General features: G+C 69.5%; 23 protein-coding genes and 1 pseudogene. 14 read left to right on the top strand and 10 right to left on the bottom strand.

Features of this window, described 5'->3' with window-relative positions; genetic code table 11:
• Positions 1-148: 148 nt before the first annotated feature.
• The 8 genes from ACWFR4_RS29040 to ACWFR4_RS29005 form a co-directional block, all read right to left on the bottom strand.
• Entirely contained in the window at positions 149-1753 is a 1605-nt protein-coding gene (locus ACWFR4_RS29040) for a YfjI family protein (protein ID WP_453655277.1), read from the bottom strand.
• Positions 1750-2610 carry a toprim domain-containing protein gene (locus ACWFR4_RS29035; RefSeq protein ID WP_453655275.1) on the bottom strand — a complete coding sequence of 287 codons (861 nt, stop codon included), beginning with the start codon at positions 2608-2610 and terminating at the stop codon, positions 1750-1752. The genes ACWFR4_RS29040 and ACWFR4_RS29035 overlap by 4 nt, the downstream gene beginning before the upstream one ends.
• Before the next feature lie 83 nt (positions 2611-2693).
• Positions 2694-2960: a hypothetical protein gene (locus ACWFR4_RS29030; RefSeq protein WP_453655273.1), complete on the bottom strand. Its 267-nt coding sequence runs from the start codon at positions 2958-2960 to the stop codon at positions 2694-2696.
• Positions 2957-3145, bottom strand: coding sequence for a hypothetical protein (locus tag ACWFR4_RS29025; protein WP_453655271.1), 189 nt, complete (start codon positions 3143-3145; stop codon positions 2957-2959). The genes ACWFR4_RS29030 and ACWFR4_RS29025 overlap by 4 nt, the downstream gene beginning before the upstream one ends.
• On the bottom strand, positions 3142-3288 hold the full coding sequence (locus tag ACWFR4_RS29020) for a hypothetical protein (protein ID WP_453655269.1): 147 nt from the start codon (positions 3286-3288) through the stop codon (positions 3142-3144). Before ACWFR4_RS29020 ends, ACWFR4_RS29025 begins: the two co-directional genes overlap by 4 nt.
• 80 nt (positions 3289-3368) lie before the next feature.
• Entirely contained in the window at positions 3369-3821 is a 453-nt protein-coding gene (locus ACWFR4_RS29015) for a hypothetical protein (RefSeq protein WP_453655267.1), read from the bottom strand.
• Between the two features lie 17 nt (positions 3822-3838).
• Positions 3839-3994, bottom strand: coding sequence for a hypothetical protein (locus ACWFR4_RS29010; protein ID WP_453655265.1), 156 nt, complete (start codon positions 3992-3994; stop codon positions 3839-3841).
• Positions 3991-4206: an excisionase family DNA-binding protein gene (locus tag ACWFR4_RS29005; RefSeq protein ID WP_453655263.1), complete on the bottom strand. Its 216-nt coding sequence runs from the start codon at positions 4204-4206 to the stop codon at positions 3991-3993. The genes ACWFR4_RS29010 and ACWFR4_RS29005 overlap by 4 nt, the downstream gene beginning before the upstream one ends.
• Positions 4207-4352: 146 nt before the next feature.
• On the opposite strand from ACWFR4_RS29005, the gene ACWFR4_RS29000 reads away from it, so the two are divergent.
• Entirely contained in the window at positions 4353-5069 is a 717-nt protein-coding gene (locus ACWFR4_RS29000) for a helix-turn-helix domain-containing protein (RefSeq protein WP_453655261.1), read from the top strand.
• Positions 5070-5123: 54 nt separating this feature from the next.
• On the opposite strand, the gene ACWFR4_RS28995 is transcribed toward ACWFR4_RS29000, so the two are convergent.
• Positions 5124-6602 carry a recombinase family protein gene (locus ACWFR4_RS28995; protein WP_453655259.1) on the bottom strand — a complete coding sequence of 493 codons (1479 nt, stop codon included), beginning with the start codon at positions 6600-6602 and terminating at the stop codon, positions 5124-5126.
• Between the two features lie 100 nt (positions 6603-6702).
• Between ACWFR4_RS28995 and ACWFR4_RS28990 the strand changes: the two are divergent.
• From ACWFR4_RS28990 to ACWFR4_RS28965, 6 genes and pseudogenes are all read left to right on the top strand, one after another.
• Positions 6703-7284, top strand: a pseudogene (locus tag ACWFR4_RS28990) (ATPase, T2SS/T4P/T4SS family); the annotation flags it as partial.
• 93 nt (positions 7285-7377) lie between these two features.
• Positions 7378-8310 (top strand): type II secretion system F family protein, encoded by a 933-nt coding sequence (locus ACWFR4_RS28985; protein WP_453655257.1) that lies wholly within the window; start codon positions 7378-7380, stop codon positions 8308-8310.
• On the top strand, positions 8307-9092 hold the full coding sequence (locus tag ACWFR4_RS28980) for a type II secretion system F family protein (protein ID WP_453655255.1): 786 nt from the start codon (positions 8307-8309) through the stop codon (positions 9090-9092). Before ACWFR4_RS28985 ends, ACWFR4_RS28980 begins: the two co-directional genes overlap by 4 nt.
• Before the next feature lie 118 nt (positions 9093-9210).
• Positions 9211-9414, top strand: coding sequence for a DUF4244 domain-containing protein (locus ACWFR4_RS28975; protein WP_453461166.1), 204 nt, complete (start codon positions 9211-9213; stop codon positions 9412-9414).
• Positions 9407-9847: a TadE family type IV pilus minor pilin gene (locus tag ACWFR4_RS28970; protein ID WP_453461148.1), complete on the top strand. Its 441-nt coding sequence runs from the start codon at positions 9407-9409 to the stop codon at positions 9845-9847. The genes ACWFR4_RS28975 and ACWFR4_RS28970 overlap by 8 nt, the downstream gene beginning before the upstream one ends.
• Positions 9844-10266: an Rv3654c family TadE-like protein gene (locus tag ACWFR4_RS28965; RefSeq protein WP_453461151.1), complete on the top strand. Its 423-nt coding sequence runs from the start codon at positions 9844-9846 to the stop codon at positions 10264-10266. Before ACWFR4_RS28970 ends, ACWFR4_RS28965 begins: the two co-directional genes overlap by 4 nt.
• A gap of 42 nt (positions 10267-10308) precedes the next feature.
• Here ACWFR4_RS28965 and ACWFR4_RS28960 read toward each other — a convergent pair whose 3' ends face one another.
• Complete coding sequence (locus ACWFR4_RS28960) at positions 10309-12852, bottom strand: DEAD/DEAH box helicase (protein ID WP_453461154.1); 2544 nt, start codon at positions 12850-12852, stop codon at positions 10309-10311.
• Between the two features lie 80 nt (positions 12853-12932).
• Between ACWFR4_RS28960 and bldG the strand changes: the two genes are divergently transcribed.
• The 7 genes from bldG to topA all read left to right on the top strand — a co-directional run bounded on the left by bldG (position 12933) and on the right by topA (position 22654).
• Complete coding sequence (gene bldG / locus ACWFR4_RS28955) at positions 12933-13274, top strand: anti-sigma factor antagonist BldG (protein ID WP_003975386.1); 342 nt, start codon at positions 12933-12935, stop codon at positions 13272-13274.
• Positions 13275-13371: 97 nt separating this feature from the next.
• Positions 13372-13809 carry an ATP-binding protein gene (locus ACWFR4_RS28950; RefSeq protein ID WP_453655253.1) on the top strand — a complete coding sequence of 146 codons (438 nt, stop codon included), beginning with the start codon at positions 13372-13374 and terminating at the stop codon, positions 13807-13809.
• A gap of 331 nt (positions 13810-14140) precedes the next feature.
• Positions 14141-16546 (top strand): sodium-translocating pyrophosphatase, encoded by a 2406-nt coding sequence (locus tag ACWFR4_RS28945; protein ID WP_453655252.1) that lies wholly within the window; start codon positions 14141-14143, stop codon positions 16544-16546.
• A gap of 218 nt (positions 16547-16764) precedes the next feature.
• Complete coding sequence (locus ACWFR4_RS28940; RefSeq protein WP_453457866.1) at positions 16765-17355, top strand: small secreted protein; 591 nt, start codon at positions 16765-16767, stop codon at positions 17353-17355.
• 305 nt (positions 17356-17660) lie between these two features.
• The gene (locus tag ACWFR4_RS28935) at positions 17661-19184 is read left to right on the top strand and encodes a DUF7059 domain-containing protein (RefSeq protein ID WP_453457864.1); all 1524 of its coding nucleotides are present in this window, start codon (positions 17661-17663) and stop codon (positions 19182-19184) included.
• A gap of 200 nt (positions 19185-19384) precedes the next feature.
• Positions 19385-19582, top strand: coding sequence for a hypothetical protein (locus ACWFR4_RS28930; protein WP_453457861.1), 198 nt, complete (start codon positions 19385-19387; stop codon positions 19580-19582).
• Positions 19583-19831: 249 nt separating this feature from the next.
• Positions 19832-22654: a type I DNA topoisomerase gene (gene topA / locus ACWFR4_RS28925; protein WP_453457858.1), complete on the top strand. Its 2823-nt coding sequence runs from the start codon at positions 19832-19834 to the stop codon at positions 22652-22654.
• Positions 22655-22744 lie beyond the last annotated feature (90 nt).

Raw genomic sequence — 22744 nt, 5'->3', positions numbered from 1 at the left:
TTCCTCCATTAATTCCATGCGATGGGGGTCGTTCAGGGTGGGGAGGCTCGGGGCGGTCGGTAGCCGTGGGGTTAGTTATTGGTTACGCAGAGTAATAATTAGTTAGAAATAGGCTTACGGAGAGTTCTGGAAGTAATGCCGGGGCGGGTTACGCGGCACCCCGGGGCATGGAATTAATGGAGATAACCCGGCTCTCCGTCCTGCTCGTCACATCCGGGTGGGCCACGAACCGGCGCTTCTGCGGGCGCCCCTTCTGCCCCTCCTTGCGCTCGGGCGGGTCGATCTGACGGACCCAGCCCGCTCGCACCAGCGCGTCGAGGGCGTCGTCGACGTCGGCCACCTCCGTGCACCAGGCCTGACCGCGAACGCCCTTCTCGATATCGCCAGCGGCGAAGCGTCCCTCGACTTCCTTCCGGCGCAGCCAGTCGAGGACGGCGCGGGCGGGACCGAGCTTCGACTGCCGCTCGGCCGACATCAGATCGGAGACGAGGCGGGCGTGCGCGATCAGGTACGGGACGAGGGATACGGCGTCGTCCATCACGTCGCCCGGCACGATCAGCGCCTCAGGGTTCTCGAAGAGGGTCAACACCGCGGCGATCCGAAGGACTTGGCCGGGCAGCTTCTTCGCCCAGCCCTCGATGGCGGCGAGGTCGCCGTGCGACTTGTGCCGGGGCTCCAGCGCCTCCCAGAACGAGCGGAAGGATTCCTTCGCCTTGCGGTCGAGCTGCATCTCCTGCGGCTCTTCGTCGTCCCAGATCGACGCCATCATGTCTTTGACCCGTGCACCCCATGCCTGGCTCGTCTCGGGCGGGATGGGGTCGGTGTCGTACACGCGGTCGCCGACCCGGCTGGCGGGCATGGAGAAGATGAAGCGGGCCATGAGGCCGCGGGCCTCGAAGACGTCGCCGGTCTCCCCCATGCCGGTCAGGAAGCCGGGCTGTACGGCCAGGCCGAGGGACAGGTTGGGGCGCTCCAGCAGCAGCGGCCGACCGCTCTTGCGGTTGACCGCGTGGGGCTCCTGGCTCCACGCCTTCAGCACGATCTCGGGGTTGGCGTTCTTGCTGTACCTGCCGCCGACGTTGCCGAGGAACGAGCTCTCGGTGGAGAGCACGGCCAGCCGCTCGCCCTGCTCGGCGATGACGTCTGTCGCAGCCTCGGGGGTGGTGTCGTCGGCGATGAGCTGCGTGAACACCTTGGGCTCGCCGAGCGATTCGAGGTCATCGCGTGCGGCGTCGAGGAGGGTTCGCATGGACTTGCGCTTGGCGGGGTCGCCCGCCTTGATGACCTTGGACTCGGCGTCAGAGACGCAGGCCTCGGCGATGCGCCGGTCCTGCTGATCCCGTGCGATGGACGGGCCGTCTTCCAGCCGGCGCCGCTTCTGCTCCTCGAAGATCGGCTTCGCCATGAGCCCGAGGGCGGGTGACTTCATCTCGCCGGGCGCTGCGACGGGCATCGTGTAGAGGGTGACGGGCTCGACCCAGTCCGGCTTGGGGCTCACGGTGCGGCGGCCGCCGATGGCCGTGGACACCACGGCCATGCCCAGCCAGGCGGGCAGGTCGACGGGGACCTGCAGGGAGTCGGCGACGGCCTGCGCCATCCGTCCGACGCCCCGCAGCTTGACCGCATCCAACAGCGGTGCCGGCGGCGGGTCGAGCGGTACGGGCTCGTCCCAGCCCTTGAGGTCTTCCGCGTGAACGCCCTTGTCCCACGACGGGGATTCGACGTTCGGGGCCCAGTTGGGCGCGGCACTCATTCGGTCACCGCCGGGTCGCCGGGGTACGGGACGGGCGCCCACACCTGCACGAACTGATCCGCCTTGTGCCCGGCGGCGAAGTGATCGGCGGCGTCCTTGCCGCTGAGCGCCTGCACCACGTAGATGGAGCGGGCGATACCGGTGAGGGTCTCGACGACGTGGACGGCGTGATCGCGGCCGGGCTCGTCCCGGTCGGCGAAGACGGTGACGTCCAGCCCCTCGAGGTGGCGGGCGTGTTCGGCCGTCCACTTCCCGGCGCCGCCCGCATTGCAGGTGGCGGCGAACCCGTTGTCGACGAGCGCGAGCGCGTCTTTCTCGCCCTCGCAGATGAACACGACCTGGTCGTCGACCTTGGCCTTGAGGAGCTCGGGCAGCCGGAAGGGCACGACCCTGACGAGCCGGTTGCCTTCCTTGTCGTTGAGGCTCCAGCGGCGCCCGCTCTTGGCGCTGTTGTCGGGGCGCCACTGGGCGAAGCACTTGTGATCGCAGCGGGTGACGCCGTGGACGACGGCGCCGTTCTCGTCGCGGTACTGGTACTGGGCGACGCGCTTATGCCCGCGGTCACGGCACGGGACCCAGGTGTCGTCGGCCGGCCGATCGCGCTGCCGCTCGAGGGGCTCGTCGAAGGTGTCGGCTTCGGTCCAGCCGATGGCCGCCAGGAAGTCAGTGTTGCCGTCGCACTTGTGGCAGTGGATGACGACGTTGTTCTTGTTACCGCGCCGGGCTGCGACGGTGTCGGGGGAGTCACCGTCGTGGCAGATACCGCGGGTACGCAATGCGCCGCCCTGGTAGCGCGTGGGTTCGCCCATGTCGCGGAGGAGATCCGCGAGCCGGTTGAAGGCGATGGTGTCAGTCACGAACGTGCTCTCTTCTACGAGCTGGATCAGTGGTTCGTGGGTACGGGCAGGCGCAGCAGGGGGTGGCTGCGCCTGCCCGTGACTCAGGCGGCGCGCCGCTTCTCGCGGGCGATCTCCTCGGCGGCGGCCGTGATGCGCGTGCACCAGTTGCGTGCGGCGGTGACGACCGTGAGCGGGCTCGGCTGCTGCTCCAGGTCGTGCCGGATGGAGTCGAGGGCCATCTCGTGCAGGGCCTTCTCGGCGGCGCGCTTCATGTACAGCTCGCCCTGGTCGTCGGCGTGCTGGTGCTCGATGGCGTCGAGGTCGACGGGCTCGGTGACGGGCCACTGCCCGGGACGGTGCTGGGTCACTGCGTCTCCTTGAGGCTGGGCCAGCCGGGGCCGGTCGGGGGTTCGGCCTTGCCCTGCAGGGCGGCCGGGGTGTGGGCGGGGCAGCGCGGGCCGGGGAGGTACTGGCGGACGCCGTCGGCCTCGCGGCAGTGACGGCGTTCGGAGCCGACCCAGTGGCGGCACTCAGGCCGCAGGGCGTCGGTCATGCCGCCTCCCGCGATGCGGGCTGGTGGAAGGCGGCGCGGATGCGGGCGCGCTGGTCGTCGGTGAGGGGCGGCGCCTGATCGACGATGCGACGGACGCGGTCCCAGTAACCGGCGGGGCGGGCCGGAGGGCACGGAAGGGCCATGCAGTCTTCCTCCAACTGCTCAGGCCCCGCGCCCGAGTTCAAGGAGAGCACGGAATTCGCGAGTTGTTCCCTCGGCTCGGTCATGCCCGGGCCTGCAGGTCGTTGACCAGGGCGGCGACCGCGTTCACGCGCTCGATGGGGTTCTGGCCGGCGGGGACGGCGACGATCTTCTTGCTGTCTTCCACCTCGCCGTACCAAGCCATGAGCTGTCCGCGGAGGTGCTCCGGGAAGAGCGTCTCGGTGTCGAGCTCCTCGAGCTGCAGGTCGTGTTCGGCGACGATGGCGCGAAGCGTGTCGCGGGCCTCGAACTCCTTCGCTATCCGCTCCATCGCGTCGAGCTGGGCGCGGGCGTCGGCGACCATGCCGAGCAGGCGGGCGGGGCTCATCGGCTCGCACGCGAGGTCGTCGGTGGTGACGATGAGGGAGTCGGGTCCGCCGTCGGGGTCCTGGAAGTTTTCGGCCTCGAGGACGAGGCGCACGCGCTGGTCGGTCGGGGTAGGCGACGACGCTGTCGCCATGGATACTCTGGTCATGAGCGCTTTTCCGTTTCTTACTTCGCGGTAGCTGCGGATTGCTCGACAGGAGAGGCCGGCTGGTACCCGGCCTCTTCGTCGTTTCCGGCGGACGCTTCCGGCTGGTACACGGAAGCGGTGCCGGTCTCCTGCGGGATGAGCGCGGGCTGGTCGAGGATCTCGGCGGCCGTCATGCCGCACTCACCCCGCACGCCTGCTCCTCCAGCCAGGCGTCGACGTCGGACCAGCGTGCTCGCAGGTGACGCCCAACGCGGATCAGGGGAACCCCGCCGCCGCGAGACGACCACTGGTAGATGGTCGCCTTCGGAACTCCCAGGTAGACGGCCAGTTCATCCGGCGTAGCCAGGGGGCGGCGCTGCTCCTCGTGCTGCTCGGCAGCAGTCATGGTGTTTCCCTTCTGGAAACGCATCAGCGGAAGGTGGAAACAGACTGCGGCAAACGTTGGGTGTTCGTCAAGTGGCATCGACTGTTCGTGTTTTGGAAACGCGACAAGGGTTGGCAGTACCCGTTTCGGCATCTACCGTTCGTGTCATGGAAACAACGACAAAGCTCGGCAGTGTTGGGCAGCGGCTGGCAAAGGAGGTGGCGCGCCTACGGGGACGCACCTCGGTACGTGAGCTCTCGTCGCGGCTGTCCAAGCTCGGCCGGCCGATCCTGCCGTCGGGCATCACCAAGATCGAACAGGGGCAGCGGCGTGTAGACGCCGATGACTTGGTTGCCCTGGCGGTGGCCCTCGAGGTCACGCCGACGCGGCTACTCCTGGGCCCTCCGCCCACCGACGGGACAGCAGACGATCCCGCACATCAAGAGGCCTGGGAGTGGAACGACTGGACAGATTCCAGCGGCAAGAAGCGTGCTGCCATCCCTGTCATCCGTCTGGCCCCAGAGCTGGCGCTTGAGCCGTGGGACGCCTGGCCTTGGGCGTTGGGTGACGTTCCGCTGGGGGAGATTTGGCGCCTGCACGATGAGGAAAAGGTGACCTTCCCGGAAGGGGGGGTGGAACGATTCCGGGCGGCAAACCAACTGCCCCCACTTCGAGCCCACTTCGGTGTAGCCGAGGACGTGCAGAGCGCAATGGGCGGAGTCACGCGAGCGGTCGGGGAAGCGCTCGACCAGGGCCTCACCGAGAAGCAGGTCGAACAGGTCGTCATGCAGGCGACAACCGCTTGGCGTAGAGAGAAGGCGGTACGGAATGTGAACGAGGAGCGATACCGCGAGTTCCCGAGCGACGGCGACAATGAGTCGTAGGCCTACTGACCGAGGCCTGGAGGTATCCGTGAAGGGTCCGACGTACCGGCGTTGTTACTGCCTCGGCGATGACGGCGAGTCGGCTGCGCCGCGCTTCCAATCGAACTGCACGGCGTCGTAGTCGAAGTACCCGCCGTCGGGCATGCGGCCCGTGCGCGGCGGCAGCAGCGTGATCGTGACCAGGGCGCGCAGTACGTTGCGCTTCCGGTCCAACTCCAGCGCCCGCCAGGCCTTACGCACATCGGGTGCGCCGACCAGGCCGACGAGCGGGTCGGTGGTCGCAGCCCGCGCCAGCCGCTGCGTCACACCCTCCAGCTGGGCGCGCGCGATGTCCGTGCCCTCCGTGAACTGGACCATGTCGATCTGCCCCGACCCGAACAGTGCCGCGAGGTCCGTCATGCGCCGGCGGATCTGCTCGCTCTCCGCCTGCAGCCCCGGCACATCCACGTCGTCCGGACCGGGCAGCAGCAGGTCCTGCGCATCATCACGTGACAGCCGCTCGGCGAGCACGTCCTCGACGTACTGGTCGACAATCTCGGCCCTGCGTCCGCCGCCGTGCCCGGTCGGGCACCTGTACGACGGGTAGGCCTTCCCGCCCGACTGCGTCACCTTGACGCCGCCACCGCAGCCATCGCGGCCGCAGACGAACAGCATCGATCCGAGCCACTTCGGCTGGGCGCCGGGGCTCGTCCGCCGGGCCGGATCCTTCAGGATCGCCACGACGGCCCTGAACTTCTCCTCGGGCACGATCGGCTCCCACTGCCCGCGCCCGACCTCCTCGCCCTTGTAGATGGCGATCCCGGCGTTCCTGGGGCGCATCAGCATGTCTCGCCCCTCGACGTGAGTGATCGGATTCCCGCGCGGAGTGGTGAACCCTTTGTCTGCCAGCCACTTCACCCAGCTCCTCATCGAGCCGCCGGACAGGAGCATGTCCGTGCCCGTCTCGATCGCCGCGGCCTCCTCGGGTACGGCCTTGCTCATGTCGAGGACGGGCACCTCGGACTCCTCGCCCGTCTTCCAGTCGACCCGCTTGCGCGTCTCGTCGGTGGGCACGCCCCAGCCGAACGGGCGGATGCCGCCTGCCCATTCGCCGGCCATCGCCTTCTGCTGGCGGGCGCGGGCCACGCGGTGGCCCTTGTGCTCGGACTCCTGGCGGGCGACGGCGCCGAGGATGCGGGCGGTCATCCTGCCGGACGGTGTGGCGAGGTCGATCGTCCCGGCCTGCACGGTGTGTGTAGCTACACCCCGGCGCTCGGACAGATCGATGTAGGCCTCGAGCTCGGTGGGGGACCGGTGCAGGCGGTCGGTGTGCCAGGCGATGACGATCGTGGCGGTGCCCTGCTCGAGGTCGGCGAGCATCCGGTGGTAGTCCTTGCGCTTCTTGCCGCCCTTGAACGCGGACACGTCGTTGTCGACGTAGGTCTCCACGACTTCCCAGCCGTTACGTTCCGCGAGCGCCTCGCAGTCCTGGCGCTGCCGCTCGACGCCGAGGCCGGCGCCCGTGCGGTCCTGGCTGATACGGCAGTAGATCACCGCGCGAGTCTTTCCACCTGCAGCAACGTCAACGGCGGAGCGAAGAGTTGGGCTCATAGCCCCGAGTCTGACAGTCCAGTGGTGTCCTCGTCAGGTGTTCGGGAAGACGACGCTCCTGAGTGCGTTGCTCGGCCTGGTGGGGCCGGGGGAGCGCGTGGTGCTCGCCGAGGACTCCGCCGAGCTACGGCCCGACCATCCGCATGTGGTGCGGCTCGAGGCACGGCCGGCCAACCAGGAAGGGGCGGGGCTCGTGGCCCTGGACGATCTGGTACGTCAGGCGCTGCGCATGCGGCCGGACCGCCTTGTGGTGGGCGAGGTGCGGGGCCCGGAGGTGGTGGCGCTCCTCGCCGCGCTGAACACGGGACACGAAGGTGGCTGCGGCACGGTCCACGCAAACGCTGCCCATGATGTGCCCGCCCGCCTCGAGGCCTTGGGGACGGCGGCCGGCCTCGATCGCGGCGCGCTGCACAGCCAGTTGGCGGCGGCCCTATCGGTGGTGCTTCACCTCGTACGGGACCGGAGGGGCCGCCGTCGCATCGCCGACGTCCATGTTCTGGAACGTGACGCGGCCGGCTGGGTGGTCACGGTGCCGGCGCTGCGGTGGGGCGAGGGGGAGTTCGTACGGGAGCGGGGGTGGGGGCGGTTGCGGGGGTTGCTCGGGGAGTTCGCGGAGGGGGGTTAGGCGTGTTGGGGCTGGTGTGGGCCGGTGTGTGGGGGCGGTCGGGGTGGTTGGGCGGCGCGGCTCTTTGGGCGGGGCGTGGGTTGGTGAGGGGTGATGTCCGTGGAGGGGACGGTTGTTGTGGCTGGGGTTGGCACTGGCGTTGGGGCGGTGGGAGTCGGGGTGGGGCCTGATGGTTGTGCGGCTCTGGTCTGTGTGGGGGCCGCGGCCTGGGTTGCCGGTGGTGGGCACGGGCGGGAGGTGCGGCGGGCGAGAGAGCTGCTGGGTCCCGGCGGTGGTGTGCCGTGGGGTGCGCAGGCGTGGCGTGAGGGTTGGGCGCGGTGGCGGGAGCGATGGGAGTGGTGGGTGCTGGTCGTAGGGGCCGTGTTCGCGGCCCTCGGGGCTTCCGTGGTGCCGCTGGTGGTGGGCGCGGCGGGGGTGCCTCTGGCGGCGCGGGTGCGGCGGGACCGGGAGGCGCGACGGGTGCGGGAGCGTCGGGCGGACGCAGTGATCTCGCTGTGCGGGGTGTTGGCGGGGGAGGTGCGCGCGGGGCGGCAGCCGGGGGAGGCGCTGATCGTGGCGGTTCGTGAGGAGGGGGAGACGGGAGCAGGCGTGGGCGGCTCGGGCGTCGGCGATGGGGCGGTGGTGGCCGCTGCCCGGTTCGGTGGGGACGTGCCGGGGGCCCTGCGGGAGGCGGCGCGGGAGCCGGGGGCCGAGGGGCTGTCGGGGCTCGCGGCGTGCTGGCGGGTGGCGGTGGACCGGGGTGCGGGGCTCGCGGCTGGGCTGGAGCGTCTCGCGGGCGCCCTGCGGGCCGAACGGGACCAAAGGGCTGATCTGCGCGCCCAGTTGGCCGGGTCGCGGTCGACGGCGGTGATGCTCGCGGGGCTTCCCCTTCTGGGGCTGCTGCTGGGGAGTGTGCTCGGAGCCCGGCCGTTGAGGGTGCTGTTGCACACCGGTGCGGGGTTCGGGTGCCTGCTGGTGGGTGGGGTGTTGGAGGGAGTGGGGCTGTGGTGGGCGCTGCGAATCGTACGGGGAGCGGAGGAGCGATGAACGTTGTCCACAGGCTGGGGCTCGTGCTGTGCGTCGTGGCGGCCCTGGGATGGGTCGTGCAAGAGGTGGCGGTATGCCGCAGGGGACGGGCGCTGCTGCGGAGGTTGAATGCCCTGCTGGAGGCTGCGGCTGAGAAGCCCGCGGGGCGGGATGTGGATGTGCGGGGCGCTGTCGGCCGGTGGGGGCCGTCAATGGGGGCGGTGTGTGCCGGATACGTGCTGGTGGGCGGGGCGGCCGGGCTGGGTCTGGGGCTGGTCGCGGCGTTCGGGGTGTGGCGGTGGAGGCGAAGGGCCCGTGCGGCGGCCGACGTGGCGTCGTCCTCGGAGGCCGCACACGCACAGGCGCGTCGGCAACTGCCCTTGGCCGCTGATCTGCTGGCCGCGTGCATCGCCGCCGGCGCCGATCCCGTGAGGGCGGCGAGGGCTGTGGGGGAGTCGCTGGGCGGGCAGGTTGGGGAGGTTCTGGCGCGGGGCGCGGCCCAGGTGCGGCTTGGCGGTGAACCACGCGCTGCGTGGCGGCAGTTGGCGTCGATACCGGGGGCCGGTGCGCTGGCCGGGCTTCTTGAACGGGCCGGTGATTCGGGCGCGCCGGCCGCAGAGCCGGTGGCGCGGCTGGCCGCGGAGGCCCGGGCCGAGCGAGGGCGAGCGACCGCCGCGGTGGCGCGCCGGGCGGCCGTGCTGATCACGGCGCCGGTGGGCCTGTGCTTCCTGCCCGCGTTCGTGGCAATCGGAGTGCTGCCCGTGGTGATCGGGGTGGCCGGCGGGCTGTTGGGAGGTCGGTGAGAGGCCGCGGGGGCGGCCCGGGCCGGTGCGCGATGTGGCCCGAGTTCGGTGGACGTCATGTGAGCGTCAGCTGGTGGGGAACGGCAGAGGAACTTCGAGGAATTTCATGGGGGTTGGAATGTACGGAGTGATGCGGGCGCGTGCCGGGATGTGGGTGCGTCGGATGCGTGCGGCGAAGCGGGACGCGGGGATGGTCACGTCGGAGTACGCGATGGGGCTGATCGCGGCGGTCGGGTTCGCCGGGCTGCTGCTGAAGGTGCTGACCAGCGGACAGGTGCAGGCTGCGCTGCAGGGGATCGTCGAGAGGGCGCTCCATGGGTAGGGCCGGCCCGCTCAGGCGACGGGCCGGTGACCGGGGGTTCGTGACGGCGGAGGCGGCCGTGGTGCTGCCGGTGCTCGTGACCTTCACGTTGGCGCTGGTCTGGGCGCTGATGGCCGCGTCCGCGCAGATCCAGTGCGTGGACGCGGCCAGGGCGGGCGCCAGGGCGCTCGCCCGCCAGGACCCGCAGGGGTCGGCCGTGGAGTCGGCGAAGAGGGTCGCGCCGCGTGGCGCGAAGGTCGCCGTGAGCCGGGAGGGCGACCTGGTCCGCGTCGCCGTCGAGGCCGCCGCGCCCGGGCCGGGGGTGCTGAACGTCCATCTGCGGGCCGACGCGGTGGCGTTGGCGGAGGAGACAGTGGGGGCGGCTGAGGAGACGGTGGGGAGGGCTGAGGCAGACGCGGTAGCCGGGACAGCGGAGGTGGTGGGTGAGTCATGAAGCGGCGGAGGGAGTCTGAGGACCGGGGTTCCGCGACCGTGTGGGCAGTGATGGCGATGGCCGCGCTCGGGCTGGTCTTCGGGTGTGTACTGACCATGGGGCAGGCCGTCGTCGTACGCCACAGGGCAGGCGGGGCGGCCGACCTGGCGGCTCTCGCGGCCGCTGATCACTGGATGGAGGGCCGGAAGGCGGCCTGCGCCCACGCGGCGAGGGTGGCGGCCGCCCAGGACACGCGGCTCGTGCGGTGTGCGGTGTACGGAGAGGTCTCCGATGTCACCGCGGCGGCCGGCGTGGCGCCGCTGACGACGGAGGTCAGGGCCCGGGCGGGGCCTGCGGGTCCGGTGTCACCTGAGGTTCCGACCGACCCAGCAGGTCCGGCTGATCCGGATGATCCGGTCGGCCACGCTGATCCCGGGTGAGGGGCCTCGATCCCGGGTGAGGGACCTCGCAAGATCAGTCAGTCAGCGTCCTGACCGGGGTTCCTGATGCTGCGATGTCGGCCGCCCCTCGGGCGAGGCCTGCGCCGCAGGTGCCGCCGTAGCCGACGGCGCCCCTGCCGGAGGCGCGTCCCTCAGCAGGACCTTCAGCAGCCGTACCGCGCCACGCTTGTGGAGAGGGTCGTTGCCGTTGCCGCACTTGGGGGACTGGATGCAGGACGGGCAGCCCGCCTCGCACTCGCAGGAGGCGATCGCTTCGAGGGTGGCCGTGAGCCACTCGCGGGCCGTGTGGAACGCGCGCTCCGCGAATCCCGCCCCGCCGGGATGGCCGTCGTACACGAACACCGTGGGCAGCAGGGTGTCCGGGTGGAGCGGGATGGAGACGCCGCCGATGTCCCAGCGGTCGCAGGTGGCGAACAGCGGCAGCATGCCGATGGAGGCGTGTTCGGCGGCATGGAGCGCGCCGCCGAGGATCTCCGGGTTCACGCGGGCCGCGTCGAGTTGATCCTCCGTCACCGTCCACCACACGGCGCGGGTGCGGAGGGTGCGGGGAGGGAGGTCGAGTTTGGTCTCGCCGAGGACTTCGCCGGTGATGAGGCGACGGCGCAGGAAGGAGACGACCTGGTTGGTGACTTCGACGGAGCCGTAGCACAACCGGCCCTCACCCCAAGGGACTTCTATGTCCGTCTCCAGTACGGAGATGGCAGTGGTGTCGCGAGCGGTGGTCGAGTAGGTCGGGTTGGCCTCCTCGACGAGGGCGACCGAGTCCTCCAGATCCAGGTGCTTCACGAGGTATGTGCGGCCCTGGTGGAGGTGGACCGCGCCGTCGTGGACGGTCGTGTGCGCCGAGCCGGCGTCCACGGTGCCCAGGAGGCGTCCCGTACCCGCCTCGACGATCTGTACGGGGCTGCCGCCGTCGCCTCGGATGTCCGTCAGATCGGCGGCGCGTTCGCGGCGGGTCCAGTGCCAGGCCTTGGTGCGGCGGCGCAGCAGCTTCGCGTCCTCCAGCTGGGGGAGCAGCTCGGCGGTGGTCGGACCGAAGAGGGGCAAGTCGTCGTCGGTGAGCGGGAGTTCGGCTGCGGCTGCGCACAGATGGGGGGCGAGGACGTACGGGTTGTCGGGGTCCAGGACCGTGGACTCCACCGGCTGGTCGAAGAGGGCTTCTGGGTGGTGGACGAGGTATGTGTCCAGTGGGTCGTCGCGGGCGACGAGGACGGCGAGCGCGCCCTGTCCTGATCGTCCGGCGCGGCCCGCCTGCTGCCACAGCGACGCCCTGGTGCCCGGGTAGCCGGCGATGACGACGGCGTCCAACCCCGAGACGTCGATGCCGAGTTCGAGGGCGGTGGTGGCGGCGAGGCCGAGCAGTTCGCCGGAGTGCAGGGCGCGTTCGAGGGCGCGGCGTTCCTCGGGCAGGTAGCCGCCGCGGTACGCGGCGACGCGGCGGGCAAGGGAGCGGTCGATCTCGGCGAGGCGTTCCTGGGCGATCACCGAGATCAGCTCGGCGCCGCGCCGGGAGCGTACGAAGGCCACGGAGTGGACGCCCTGCACGGTCAGGTCGGTCAGCAGGTCCGCCGTCTCGGCGGTGGCGGTGCGGCGGACGGGGGCGCCCTTCTCGCCGTGGAGATCGGTGAGAGGGGGCTCCCAGAGGGCGAAGACGAGCTCTCCGCGGGGCGACGCGTCGTCGGCGATCTCGAGGACCGGGAGGCCCGTCAGGCGCTCCGCAGCGACGGCCGGGTCGGCGGCGGTGGCGGACGCCAGCAGGAACACGGGTTCCGAGCCGTAGCGGGCGCACAGGCGGCGCAGACGGCGCAGGACCTGGGCGACGTGGGACCCGAAGACGCCGCGGTAGGTGTGGCACTCGTCGATGACGACGTACTTGAGCGACTTGAGGAAGGAGGACCAGCGGGGGTGTGAGGGCAATATCCCGCGGTGCAACATGTCGGGGTTGGTCAGGACGTAGTTGGCGTACTGCCGCACCCACTCGCGTTCCTCGACGGGGGTGTCGCCGTCGTAGACGGCGGGGCGGATCGCCGTGCCGAGCGGTTGTGAAAGTTCCTTCACCGATCGGCACTGGTCCGCGGCGAGGGCTTTCGTCGGTGCGAGGTAGAGCGCGGTCGCGCCACGCCCGTTCGGTGCCTCGGAGCCGTCGAGGAGCCGGGAGAGCACCGGGACGAGGTACGCCAGGGACTTTCCGGAGGCCGTTCCGGTGGAGACGACGACCGACTCGCCGTCCATCGCGTGCTCGGCGGCGAGTGCCTGGTGGGCCCAGGGGTGCTCGATTCCGGCCGACTGGACGGCGGCGATGACCTCGGATCGGATGCGGTCGGGCCATACGGCATGACGACCCGGTCGCGGGGGCAAGTGCTCCGTATGAGTGATGCGCGAAGCCCGGCTCGGACCCGAGGCGAGCCGGTCGAGAATCGCCCCTGGAGAGGGGCGGGAAGCGGTGTCCGCCGTGGGTTGTCCGCGACGGTGATTCTTGGCCATCGACACCGAGTGTGTCACTGGCGTGACGGACAATGCTCCTAAGGCGTCGTGCACGCCTGCCGGTAAGTGATTGAATGCCATTGCGGCTGGCGATCCGTCCCGGGGGCTCTGCCGAGGTGTCCCGAGGGACGACCGCTCGATAGCAAGGTGCTGGAGGATCCGTGGACCTGTCCCTGTCGACCCGTACCGTCGGCGATCGTACGGTCGTCGAGGTCGGTGGCGAAATCGATGTATATACCGCGCCCAAGCTGCGAGAGCAGCTGGTCGAGCTGGTGAACGACGGCAGCTTCCACCTTGTCGTCGACATGGAGGGAGTCGATTTCCTCGACTCCACCGGGCTCGGCGTGCTGGTGGGCGGACTGAAGCGAGTGCGGGCCCATGAGGGCTCGCTGCGACTGGTCTGCAACCAGGAGCGCATTCTCAAGATCTTCCGTATCACCGGCCTGACCAAGGTGTTCCCCATCCACACCTCGGTCGAGGAAGCCGTAGCGGCTACCGACTGATCGGTCGCCGGCCCGCGGGCCGGTGGCTGAGCGGAAGTGGGGGCCGGGCCGATGGCCCGGTCCCTTCAGAGCACGCCCGTACATCCGAGGGGGATGCATGGCCACCGTCGAACTCCGATTCAGCGCGCAGCCCGAGCACGTCAGAACCGCCCGCCTGGTGGCGGCCGCGGTGGCGCGCAGGGCCGGAGTGGACGAGGCCGTGCTCGACGAGGTCAGGCTCGCTGTCGGCGAGGCCTGCAGCCGCGCCGTCGGTCTTCACCGGAGTAGCGGTATCACTGCACCCGTTCGGGTACTTCTCACCGAGGAGGAGAAGCAGTTCTCCATCGAGGTCGGGGACGAGGCTCCGCGGAGTGTTCCCGGCGATCAGTCGTCCGGCGCGCCCGGCGGGTCGGACGATCTGGAGGCGGAGGGTGAGGACGACATGGGCCTCGCCGTCATCAGTGGCCTCGTCGACGACGTAGAGGTCACCACGGACGAGTCCGGTGGACTCATTCGGATGACTTGGCCGACCACGCCGGTGACTCTTCCGTCCTGACGCGGTCCCCCCGGCGTCCACGCAACGCCCCCTGATCCGCCCGCCCGTGGCTTCGCCCGGCGGTACCCCCATGTGATCGTTTCTGGCTAGAGGCCCTGCAGTCACCCCGGTGAGCAGGGTCCTTTTGCGTTTCCTAGATCGTCGATCATAATTGGATCAAGCTTCAATGCTTTCAGGGCATTACCGCTTCTTGTGCGCCCATCGTGTTGGACGATCATTCGCCGGGTAGTAACGGATGGCAAATTCCGTTTCTCGCGCACTGTTTTGATCAGGCGCCACTCCCTACAATCCGTCCACATCTTGAGCTCAGCCCAAGCGTCAAGGAGGACGAATGGCGGGGCTTTCTACCCCTCAAGCGTTTGACCACCCCTCAACCTTCGCAGCCGCGGTCCTGACCGACGACAACCGCCTCATCGTCATGGTGATCGGGATCGTCGCGCTCGCCGCCCTCGTGGTGGCCGCAGTGCTCGTACGCCAGGTACTGGCGGCAGGCGAGGGCACCGACAGCATGAAGAAGATCGCGGCAGCGGTCCAGGAAGGCGCGAATGCCTATCTCGGACGGCAGCTGCGGACCCTCGCGGTATTCGCCGTCGTGGTGTTCTTCCTGCTCATGCTGCTGCCCGCGGACGATTGGAATCAGCGAGCCGGGCGTTCGATCTTCTTCCTGATCGGCGCGGTGTTCTCGGCGACCACCGGATACATCGGAATGTGGCTCGCGGTGCGCAGTAATGTGCGCGTCGCCGCCGCGGCCAGGGAAGCCACCCCGGCCGAAGGCGAGCCGGAAAAAGATCTCACCGCCGTCTCGCACAAGGCCATGAAGATCGCTTTTCGCACGGGTGGCGTAGTCGGCATGTTCACGGTGGGGCTGGGTCTGCTCGGCGCCTCCTGTGTCGTGCTGGTCTACGCGGCCGACGCGCCCAAGGTCCTCGAAGGATTTGGCCTCGGCGCGGCGCTCATCGCGATGTTCATGCGTGTCGGAGGCGGCATCTTCACCAAGGCCGCCGACGTCGGCGCCGACCTGGTCGGCAAGGTCGAAAAGGGCATTCCGGAGGATGATCCGCGTAATGCCGCGACCATCGCCGACAACGTGGGCGACAACGTCGGCGACTGTGCCGGTATGGCCGCCGACCTCTTCGAGTCGTACGCCGTCACGCTGGTCGCCGCGCTGATCCTCGGCAAGGCGGCCTTCGGCGACTCCGGGCTCGCCTTCCCGCTGATCGTTCCCGCGATCGGCGTAGTGACGGCCATGATCGGAATCTTCGCCGTGGCGCCGCGCCGGACCGATCGCAGCGGGATGAGCGCGATCAACCGCGGGTTCTTCATCTCCGCGGTCATCTCGCTCGCCCTGGTGGCCGCAGCGGTCTACACGTATCTGCCGGCGACGTATGCCGAGCTCAACGGCATCACCGACGCGGCGATCAAGGTGAAGGACGGTGATCCGCGGATCCTGGCCCTCGTCGCCGTGGCCATCGGTATCGTGCTCGCCGCGCTGATCCAGCAGCTCACGGGCTACTTCACCGAGACCAGTCGGCGCCCGGTCCGCGACATCGGCAAGTCGTCGCTCACCGGACCCGCCACCGTGGTGCTCGCAGGAATCTCCGTCGGCCTCGAATCGGCCGTCTACACCGGCCTGTTGATCGGTCTCGGCGTGTACGGGGCGTTCCTGCTCGGCGGCACGTCGATCATGCTGGCGCTGTTCGCGGTCGCCCTCGCGGGCACGGGCCTGCTCACCACGGTCGGCGTCATCGTCGCCATGGACACCTTCGGACCCGTCTCCGACAACGCGCAGGGCATCGCCGAGATGTCCGGTGACGTGACGGGCTCGGGCGCGCAGGTCCTCACCGACCTGGACGCCGTGGGCAACACGACCAAGGCCATCACCAAGGGAATCGCCATCGCCACGGCCGTACTCGCGGCCTCGGCGCTCTTCGGGTCCTACCGTGACGCGATCGTCTCCGCCGCCAGGGATGTCGGCGAGAAGGTCGGCGACGGCGGCCCGATGAACCTCGTGATGGACATCTCGCAGCCCAACAATCTGGTGGGCCTGATCGCCGGCGCCGCGGTCGTCTTCCTCTTCTCCGGACTCGCGATCAACGCGGTGTCGCGGTCCGCGGGTGCCGTGGTCTACGAGGTGCGGCGGCAGTTCCGCGAACACCCCGGAATCATGGACTACACGGAGAAGCCGGAGTACGGGCGCGTCGTCGACATCTGCACGAAGGACGCGTTGCGGGAGTTGGCCACGCCGGGTCTGCTCGCCGTTCTCGCGCCCATCGCGATCGGTTTCACGCTCGGCGTCGGTGCCCTCGGTTCGTTCCTCGCCGGGGCGATCGGCACCGGCACGCTGATGGCGGTCTTCCTCGCCAACTCCGGTGGCGCGTGGGACAACGCGAAGAAACTCGTCGAGGACGGGCACCACGGCGGCAAGGGCAGCGAGGCCCATGCCGCGACCGTCATCGGCGACACGGTCGGCGACCCGTTCAAGGACACGGCCGGGCCCGCGATCAACCCGCTGCTGAAGGTGATGAACCTGGTGGCGCTTCTTATCGCGCCCGCGGTCGTCAAGTTCAGCTTCGGGGCGGACGCGAGCCTGGGCGTACGGATCGTCGTCGCCGTGCTGTCGATCGGCGTGATCGTCGGTTCCGTTTACGTCTCCAAGAGGCGCGGCATCACAGTCGGCGACGACGACAACTCCGACCAGGTAGCGAAACAGCAGGCGGATCCGGCGGTGGTTTCCTGACCCCGGGTTTCACCTGGTCAGGTACGGCCGCGAGCTCAACGGGCGGGCGGGCAGCGCGTATTGACGCGCTGCTCGCCCGCCCGTGTCAGGTGACGGTTCTTCAGTGAGGCTTATCTCTCTTGGTGCAAATGGTTATAAAAAGCCGATAAAGCACTCGTAACGGACGTTCAGCAAGCGATTGTCGCCCACTTGGCGTGTATGTTCCGGGGCCGAGAGCCATGGAAGGGACCAATCCGGTGAACAAGAAGCTTGCAGCCGCACTGTCCGGCGGTGCGGTACTGGTGCTTGCGCTGTCGGGATGCAGCAGCGACAACGGCAACGAGAAGCTGGACTCCTGGGCCAAGAAGGTCTGTGACTCGGTCCAGCCGCAGGCCAAGAAGATCGAGGACGCCAACGCCGCGATCCAGAAGGAGACCTCGGACAACAGCAAGCCCGCGGACGTCCAGAGCACCGACTCGCAGGCCTTCCAGGACATGTCCGACGCCTACAAGGCGATCGGTTCGGCCGTGGACAACGCGGGCGCCCCGCCCGTCGACGGCGGCGACAAGAAGCAGAAGAACGCGGTCAAGGAACTCAACGCGATCTCGGCCTCGTACGCGGACCTGAAGAAGCAGGTCGACAAGCTCGACACGAAGGACCAGGCGAAGTTCGCCGACGGCCTCAAGGGCATCGCGGGCGAGCTCGACAAGCTGAGCCAGAGCGGGAGCGACGCGCTCAAGAAGCTGGAGGAGGGCGACGTCGGCAAGGCGATGGCGAAGCAGGACAGTTGCAAGAGCGCGTCCGCTTCCCCGGCTCCCTCCAAGAGCTGACGCGGGTGAGCCGCTCCCAGGAGTTGGCTCAGGCGAGCTGACTTCGGGGGCTGGCTTCGGGTGCGGGCTCAGGTGAGCTGGCTCCGGAAGTCGGCTCTGCGTGAGCTGGCTCCGGGAGCCGGCTCTACGGTGAGCTGGCTCCGGAGCGACTCGGCTCTACGGTGAGCGGACTCCGGGTGCTGGCTCTGGGGTGAGCTGACTCAGAGGGCTGACGTTTCCCCCGTGTCCCCGGTGCCGTCTTCACACGGTGCCGGGGACACGTCGTATGTGGGTGGCCATCGGGGGTCCGGGGTGACAATGGGGGCGTGAGTAGCTCCAGTCTGTCCAAGTTGCCGTCCATTGACCGTGACGATGTCGCCGCCCGGCTGCGGGAGTCCCTGTTGGGGGCCGAGTTCACCGCCGACGGCCTGCTCGAGCTGCTCGGGGCGCCTGCCTACGCGGCGCTCGCGCGGAGCGAGACCGTCCCCGCCCTGCGGGCGACCCGCGGGGACAGCCCGCTGGAGACGCTCGTACGGCTGTTCCTGTTGCAACAGCCCGCGGAGTACGCGCGCGTGGCGGCCGTTCTGCCGGTCGAGGAGTGCCTGGAGAGCGGGTGGCTGACACGCGCCGGTGACGACGAGGTCGCCGCGTCCGTCGACGTACGGCCGTACGGCGGGCCCGACGGCGAGGACTGGTTCATCGTGTCCGACCTCGGGTGCGCCGTCGGCGGCGCCGGAGGCATCGGCAGTCGCGCCGAGGGCGTCGTCCTGGGCGTCGGCGGTGCGTCCACGACACTGTCCGGGATCACCGTGCGGACGCCCGTGGAGAGCGCGCTCGACCTAGGTACGGGTTCCGGGATCCAAGCCCTGCACGCCACCCGGCACGCCACGCGTGTCGTCGCCACCGACCTCAACCCGCGCGCCCTCCACATGACGGCGCTGACCCTCGCCCTCTCCGGTACCGGCCCCGCCGACCTGCACGAGGGCTCACTGTTCGAGCCCGTGGGCGACGAGACGTACGACCTGATCGTGTCGAATCCGCCCTTCGTCATCTCGCCGGGCGCGCGGCTGACATACCGCGACGGCGGGATGGCCGGGGACGATCTGTGCCGCACGCTCGTTCAGGAGGCGGGGGCACGACTGAACGAGGGCGGGTACGCGCAGTTTCTCGCCAACTGGCAGCACGTCGACGGGGAGGAGTGGACCGACCGGCTCCGGTCCTGGGTGCCGCGCGGGTGCGACGCGTGGGTCGTGCAGCGCGAGGTGCAGGACATCACGCAGTACGCCGAGTTGTGGCTGCGGGACGCCGGGGATCACCGCACGGACCCGGCGGAGTACGCGGCGCTGTACGACGCGTGGCTCGACGAGTTCGAGGCGCGCAAGGTGCGGGGCGTCGGGTTCGGCTGGATCACCCTGCGCAAGGCCCCGGAGGGCGTCGAGCCGTCCGTCACGGTGGAGGAGTGGCCGCACTCCGTCGAACAACCCCTCGGGGACACGGTGCGGGCGCACTTCGAGCGCCTCGACTATCTGCGCACGCACGACGACGCCGCCCTGCTCGGCGCCCACTTCAGGCTCGCGGGCGAGGTCGTGCAGGAGCAGGTCGGGCTGCCGGGGGCCGAGGACCCGGAGCATGTGGTGCTGCGCCAGCACCGCGGGATGCGCCGGGCCACGAAGGTGGACACGATCGGCGCCGGGTTCGCGGGCGTCTGCGACGGCACCCTCAGCGCCGGCCGGATCCTCGACGCCATCGCACAACTCGTGGGGGAAGATCCGGTCTTGCTGCGGGACCGCACGCCCGCGCAGATCAGGATGCTCGTCGAGCAGGGGTTCCTGGAGCCGGCTCAGGTCTGAGGCGAGGGCTGACGCGATTCCGCTTTTCTTTCGGAAGATCTCGGGAGATCTTCCGAAAGACCTCAAAAGATCTCTGACGGCGCCCCGTGACATCGTTGCCAAAGGCCCGCCACGGCGGTCGTTCACCCGGGGTTCGCCCTGACGCCTCCCGCGCGTGTCAGCCTCACCGGCCTGGGACCCCAGCACCGGGAGGAAAAGCCATGGAAAGCGGACCAGCGATCTTCGCCGGGACCGTGTTCACGCTGTTCGGGGCGGGACTGCTGCTGTGGACCGGGGTGCGTGTCATGCACCGCTCACCCGTCGCGGACGGTGTGAACCCTGTCGCATCGGCGACGCTCGCCACCCTGGTCGCAGTGGCCTCTCTGGTGCTCGGGGTGTGGTGCTTCGGCCGGTTCTGAGCGGCGGCCCGCAGGGGGCGTTCCGGGTGAGGGCCCGGTGGACGTCCCGGACACCCTGTGGGCACTCCGGGCGGCAGGATCGTCGGTAGTCGGGTTACCGTTCGAGTGGCCGTTGCGAGCTTTTCCCGTTTGACACGGGGGCGGGAGGTACCGTCACACTCCGCAGCGACACCGCACGTACCGCAGTGCCGACCCCCACGTCCTGAGGGCGCGGGGGATCCCCAGCGCCGACCGGAGAGAAGAGCGAAGTTGTCCCCGACCAGCGAGACCGCACACGGCGGCCGCCGACTCGTCATCGTCGAGTCGCCTGCCAAGGCGAAGACGATCAAGGGCTACCTCGGTCCTGGATACGTCGTCGAAGCGAGCGTCGGGCACATCCGCGACCTCCCGAGCGGCGCCGCCGAGGTGCCCGAGAAGTACACCGGCGAGGTGCGCCGGCTCGGTGTGGACGTCGAACACGACTTCCAGCCGATCTATGTGGTCAACGCGGACAAGAAGGCCCAGGTCAAGAAGCTCAAGGACCTGCTGAAGGACTCCGACGAACTCTTCCTCGCCACCGATGAGGACCGCGAGGGCGAAGCCATCGCGTGGCACCTCCTCGAGGTCCTGAAGCCCAAGGTCCCCGTCCACCGGATGGTCTTCCACGAGATCACCAAGGACGCGATCCGCAGCGCCGTCGCCAACCCGCGCGAGCTCAACAAGCGCATGGTCGACGCCCAGGAGACCCGCCGCATCCTCGACCGCCTCTACGGCTACGAGGTATCGCCGGTCCTGTGGAAGAAGGTCATGCCGCGCCTGTCGGCGGGCCGCGTCCAGTCCGTGGCCACCCGCCTCGTCGTCGAGCGGGAGCGCGAGCGCATCGCCTTCCGCTCCGCCGAGTACTGGGACCTGACAGGCACCTTCGCGACCGGCCGCTCCGGCGACGCCAGCGACCCGTCGAACCTCGTGGCCCGCCTGAGCGCGGTCGACGGCAGGCGCATCGCGCAGGGCCGCGACTTCGACTCGCTCGGCCAGCTGAAGTCCGCGAACGTGCTGGCCCTGGACGAGACGAACGCCCGCGCGCTCGCCGCCGCCCTGGAGAACACGAACTTCGCCGTACGGTCCGTCGAGTCGAAGCCGTACCGCCGCTCGCCGTACGCCCCGTTCCGTACGACGACGCTCCAGCAGGAGGCGAGCCGCAAGCTCGGCTTCGGCGCGAAGGCCACCATGCAGGTGGCCCAGAAGCTGTACGAGAACGGCTTCATCACCTATATGCGTACGGACTCCACGACCCTGTCCGACACGGCGGTCTCGGCCGCCCGTGCGCAGGTCACGCAGCTGTACGGGGCCGACTACCTGCCGGACAAGCCGCGCACGTACGCCGGCAAGGTCAAGAACGCGCAGGAGGCGCACGAGGCGATCCGCCCGTCGGGTGATCGTTTCCGCACGCCCGCCGAGACCGGCCTGACCGGTGACCAGTTCCGGCTCTACGAGCTGATCTGGAAGCGGACCGTCGCCTCCCAGATGAAGGACGCGGTCGGAAACTCCGTCACGGTCAAGATCGGCGGCGCCTCCGCCGACGGCCGCAACGCCGAGTTCTCCGCCTCCGGCAAGACGATCACCTTCCACGGCTTCCTCAAGGCCTACGTCGAGGGCGCGGACGACCCGAACGCCGAGCTCGACGACCGTGAGCGCCGGCTGCCGCAGGTCTCCGAGGGCGACGCTCTGTCCGCCGAGGAGATCACCGTCGACGGCCACGCGACCAAGCCTCCGGCCCGCTACACCGAGGCCAGCCTGGTCAAGGAGCTGGAAGAGCGCGAGATCGGCCGCCCGTCGACGTACGCGTCGATCATCGGGACCATCCTCGACCGCGGCTATGTGTTCAAGAAGGGGACGGCCCTTGTGCCCTCCTTCCTGTCCTTCGCCGTGGTCAACCTCCTGGAGAAGCACTTCGGGCGGCTCGTCGACTACGACTTCACCGCCAGGATGGAGGACGACCTCGACCGCATCGCCCGCGGTGAGGCGCAGGCCGTGCCGTGGCTGCGGCGCTTCTACTTCGGCGAGGGCGAGGGCTCCGGAGGAGCCGCCGACGCGGGCAACGGCGACGGCGACCACCTCGGCGGCCTCAAGGAGCTCGTCACCGACCTGGGCGCGATCGACGCCCGCGAGGTGTCGTCCTTCCCCGTCGGTGAAGGCATCGTCCTGCGGGTCGGCCGCTACGGCCCCTACGTCGAGCGCGGCGAGCGCGACTCCGAGAACCACCAGCGCGCGGACGTGCCGGAGGAACTCGCTCCGGACGAGCTCACCGTCGAGTACGCGGAGGAGCTCCTCGCCAAGCCGAGCGGTGACTTCGAGCTGGGCGCTGACCCCGTCTCCGGGAACCAGATCATCGCGAAGGACGGTCGTTACGGGCCGTACGTCACCGAGGTGCTCCCCGAGGGCACCCCGAAGACCGGCAAGAACGCGGTCAAGCCGCGTACGGCGTCGCTCTTCAAGTCGATGTCCGTCGACACGGTCACATTGGACGACGCCCTCAAGCTGATGTCCCTCCCGCGCGTGGTCGGCGCCGATGCCGAGGGCGTCGAGATCACCGCGCAGAACGGGCGGTACGGGCCGTACCTGAAGAAGGGCACCGACTCGCGCTCCCTGGAGACCGAGGAGCAGCTCTTCGCCATCACGCTGGAGGAGGCTCTCGCGATCTACGCGCAGCCCAAGCAGCGCGGGCGCGCGGCCGCCAAGCCGCCGCTGAAGGAGCTCGGCGAGGACCCGGTCAGCGGGAAGCCCGTCGTCGTCAAGGACGGCCGCTTCGGCGCGTACGTCACGGACGGCGAGACGAACGCGACGCTCAGGTCGTCCGACTCCGTCGAGGAGATCACGCCCGAGCGCGGCTACGAACTGCTCGCCGAGAAGCGGGCGAAGAGCCCCGCCAAGAAGACGGCCAAGAAGGCTCCGGCAAAGAAGGCGCCCGCCAAGAAGACGGCTGCCAAGAAGACCGCCGCTTCGAAGACGACGACTGCGAAGAAGACGACCGCCGCGAAGAAGACGACCGCCAAGAAGGCGACGGCTACGAAATCGACCTCTACGGAGGAGTAGTCCTCCTGTAGTCGTCCTCCACGGAGGTCCTTCTACGGAGGAGTAGGCACACGGGAGTGTGCACGCGCGCGTGAATGTCATACGGCCGCC

This window comes from Streptomyces sp. NPDC055140, assembly GCF_053607285.1.
Note: the sequence above shows the minus strand (reverse complement) of the source record. Positions and strands in the feature narration are given on the sequence as shown.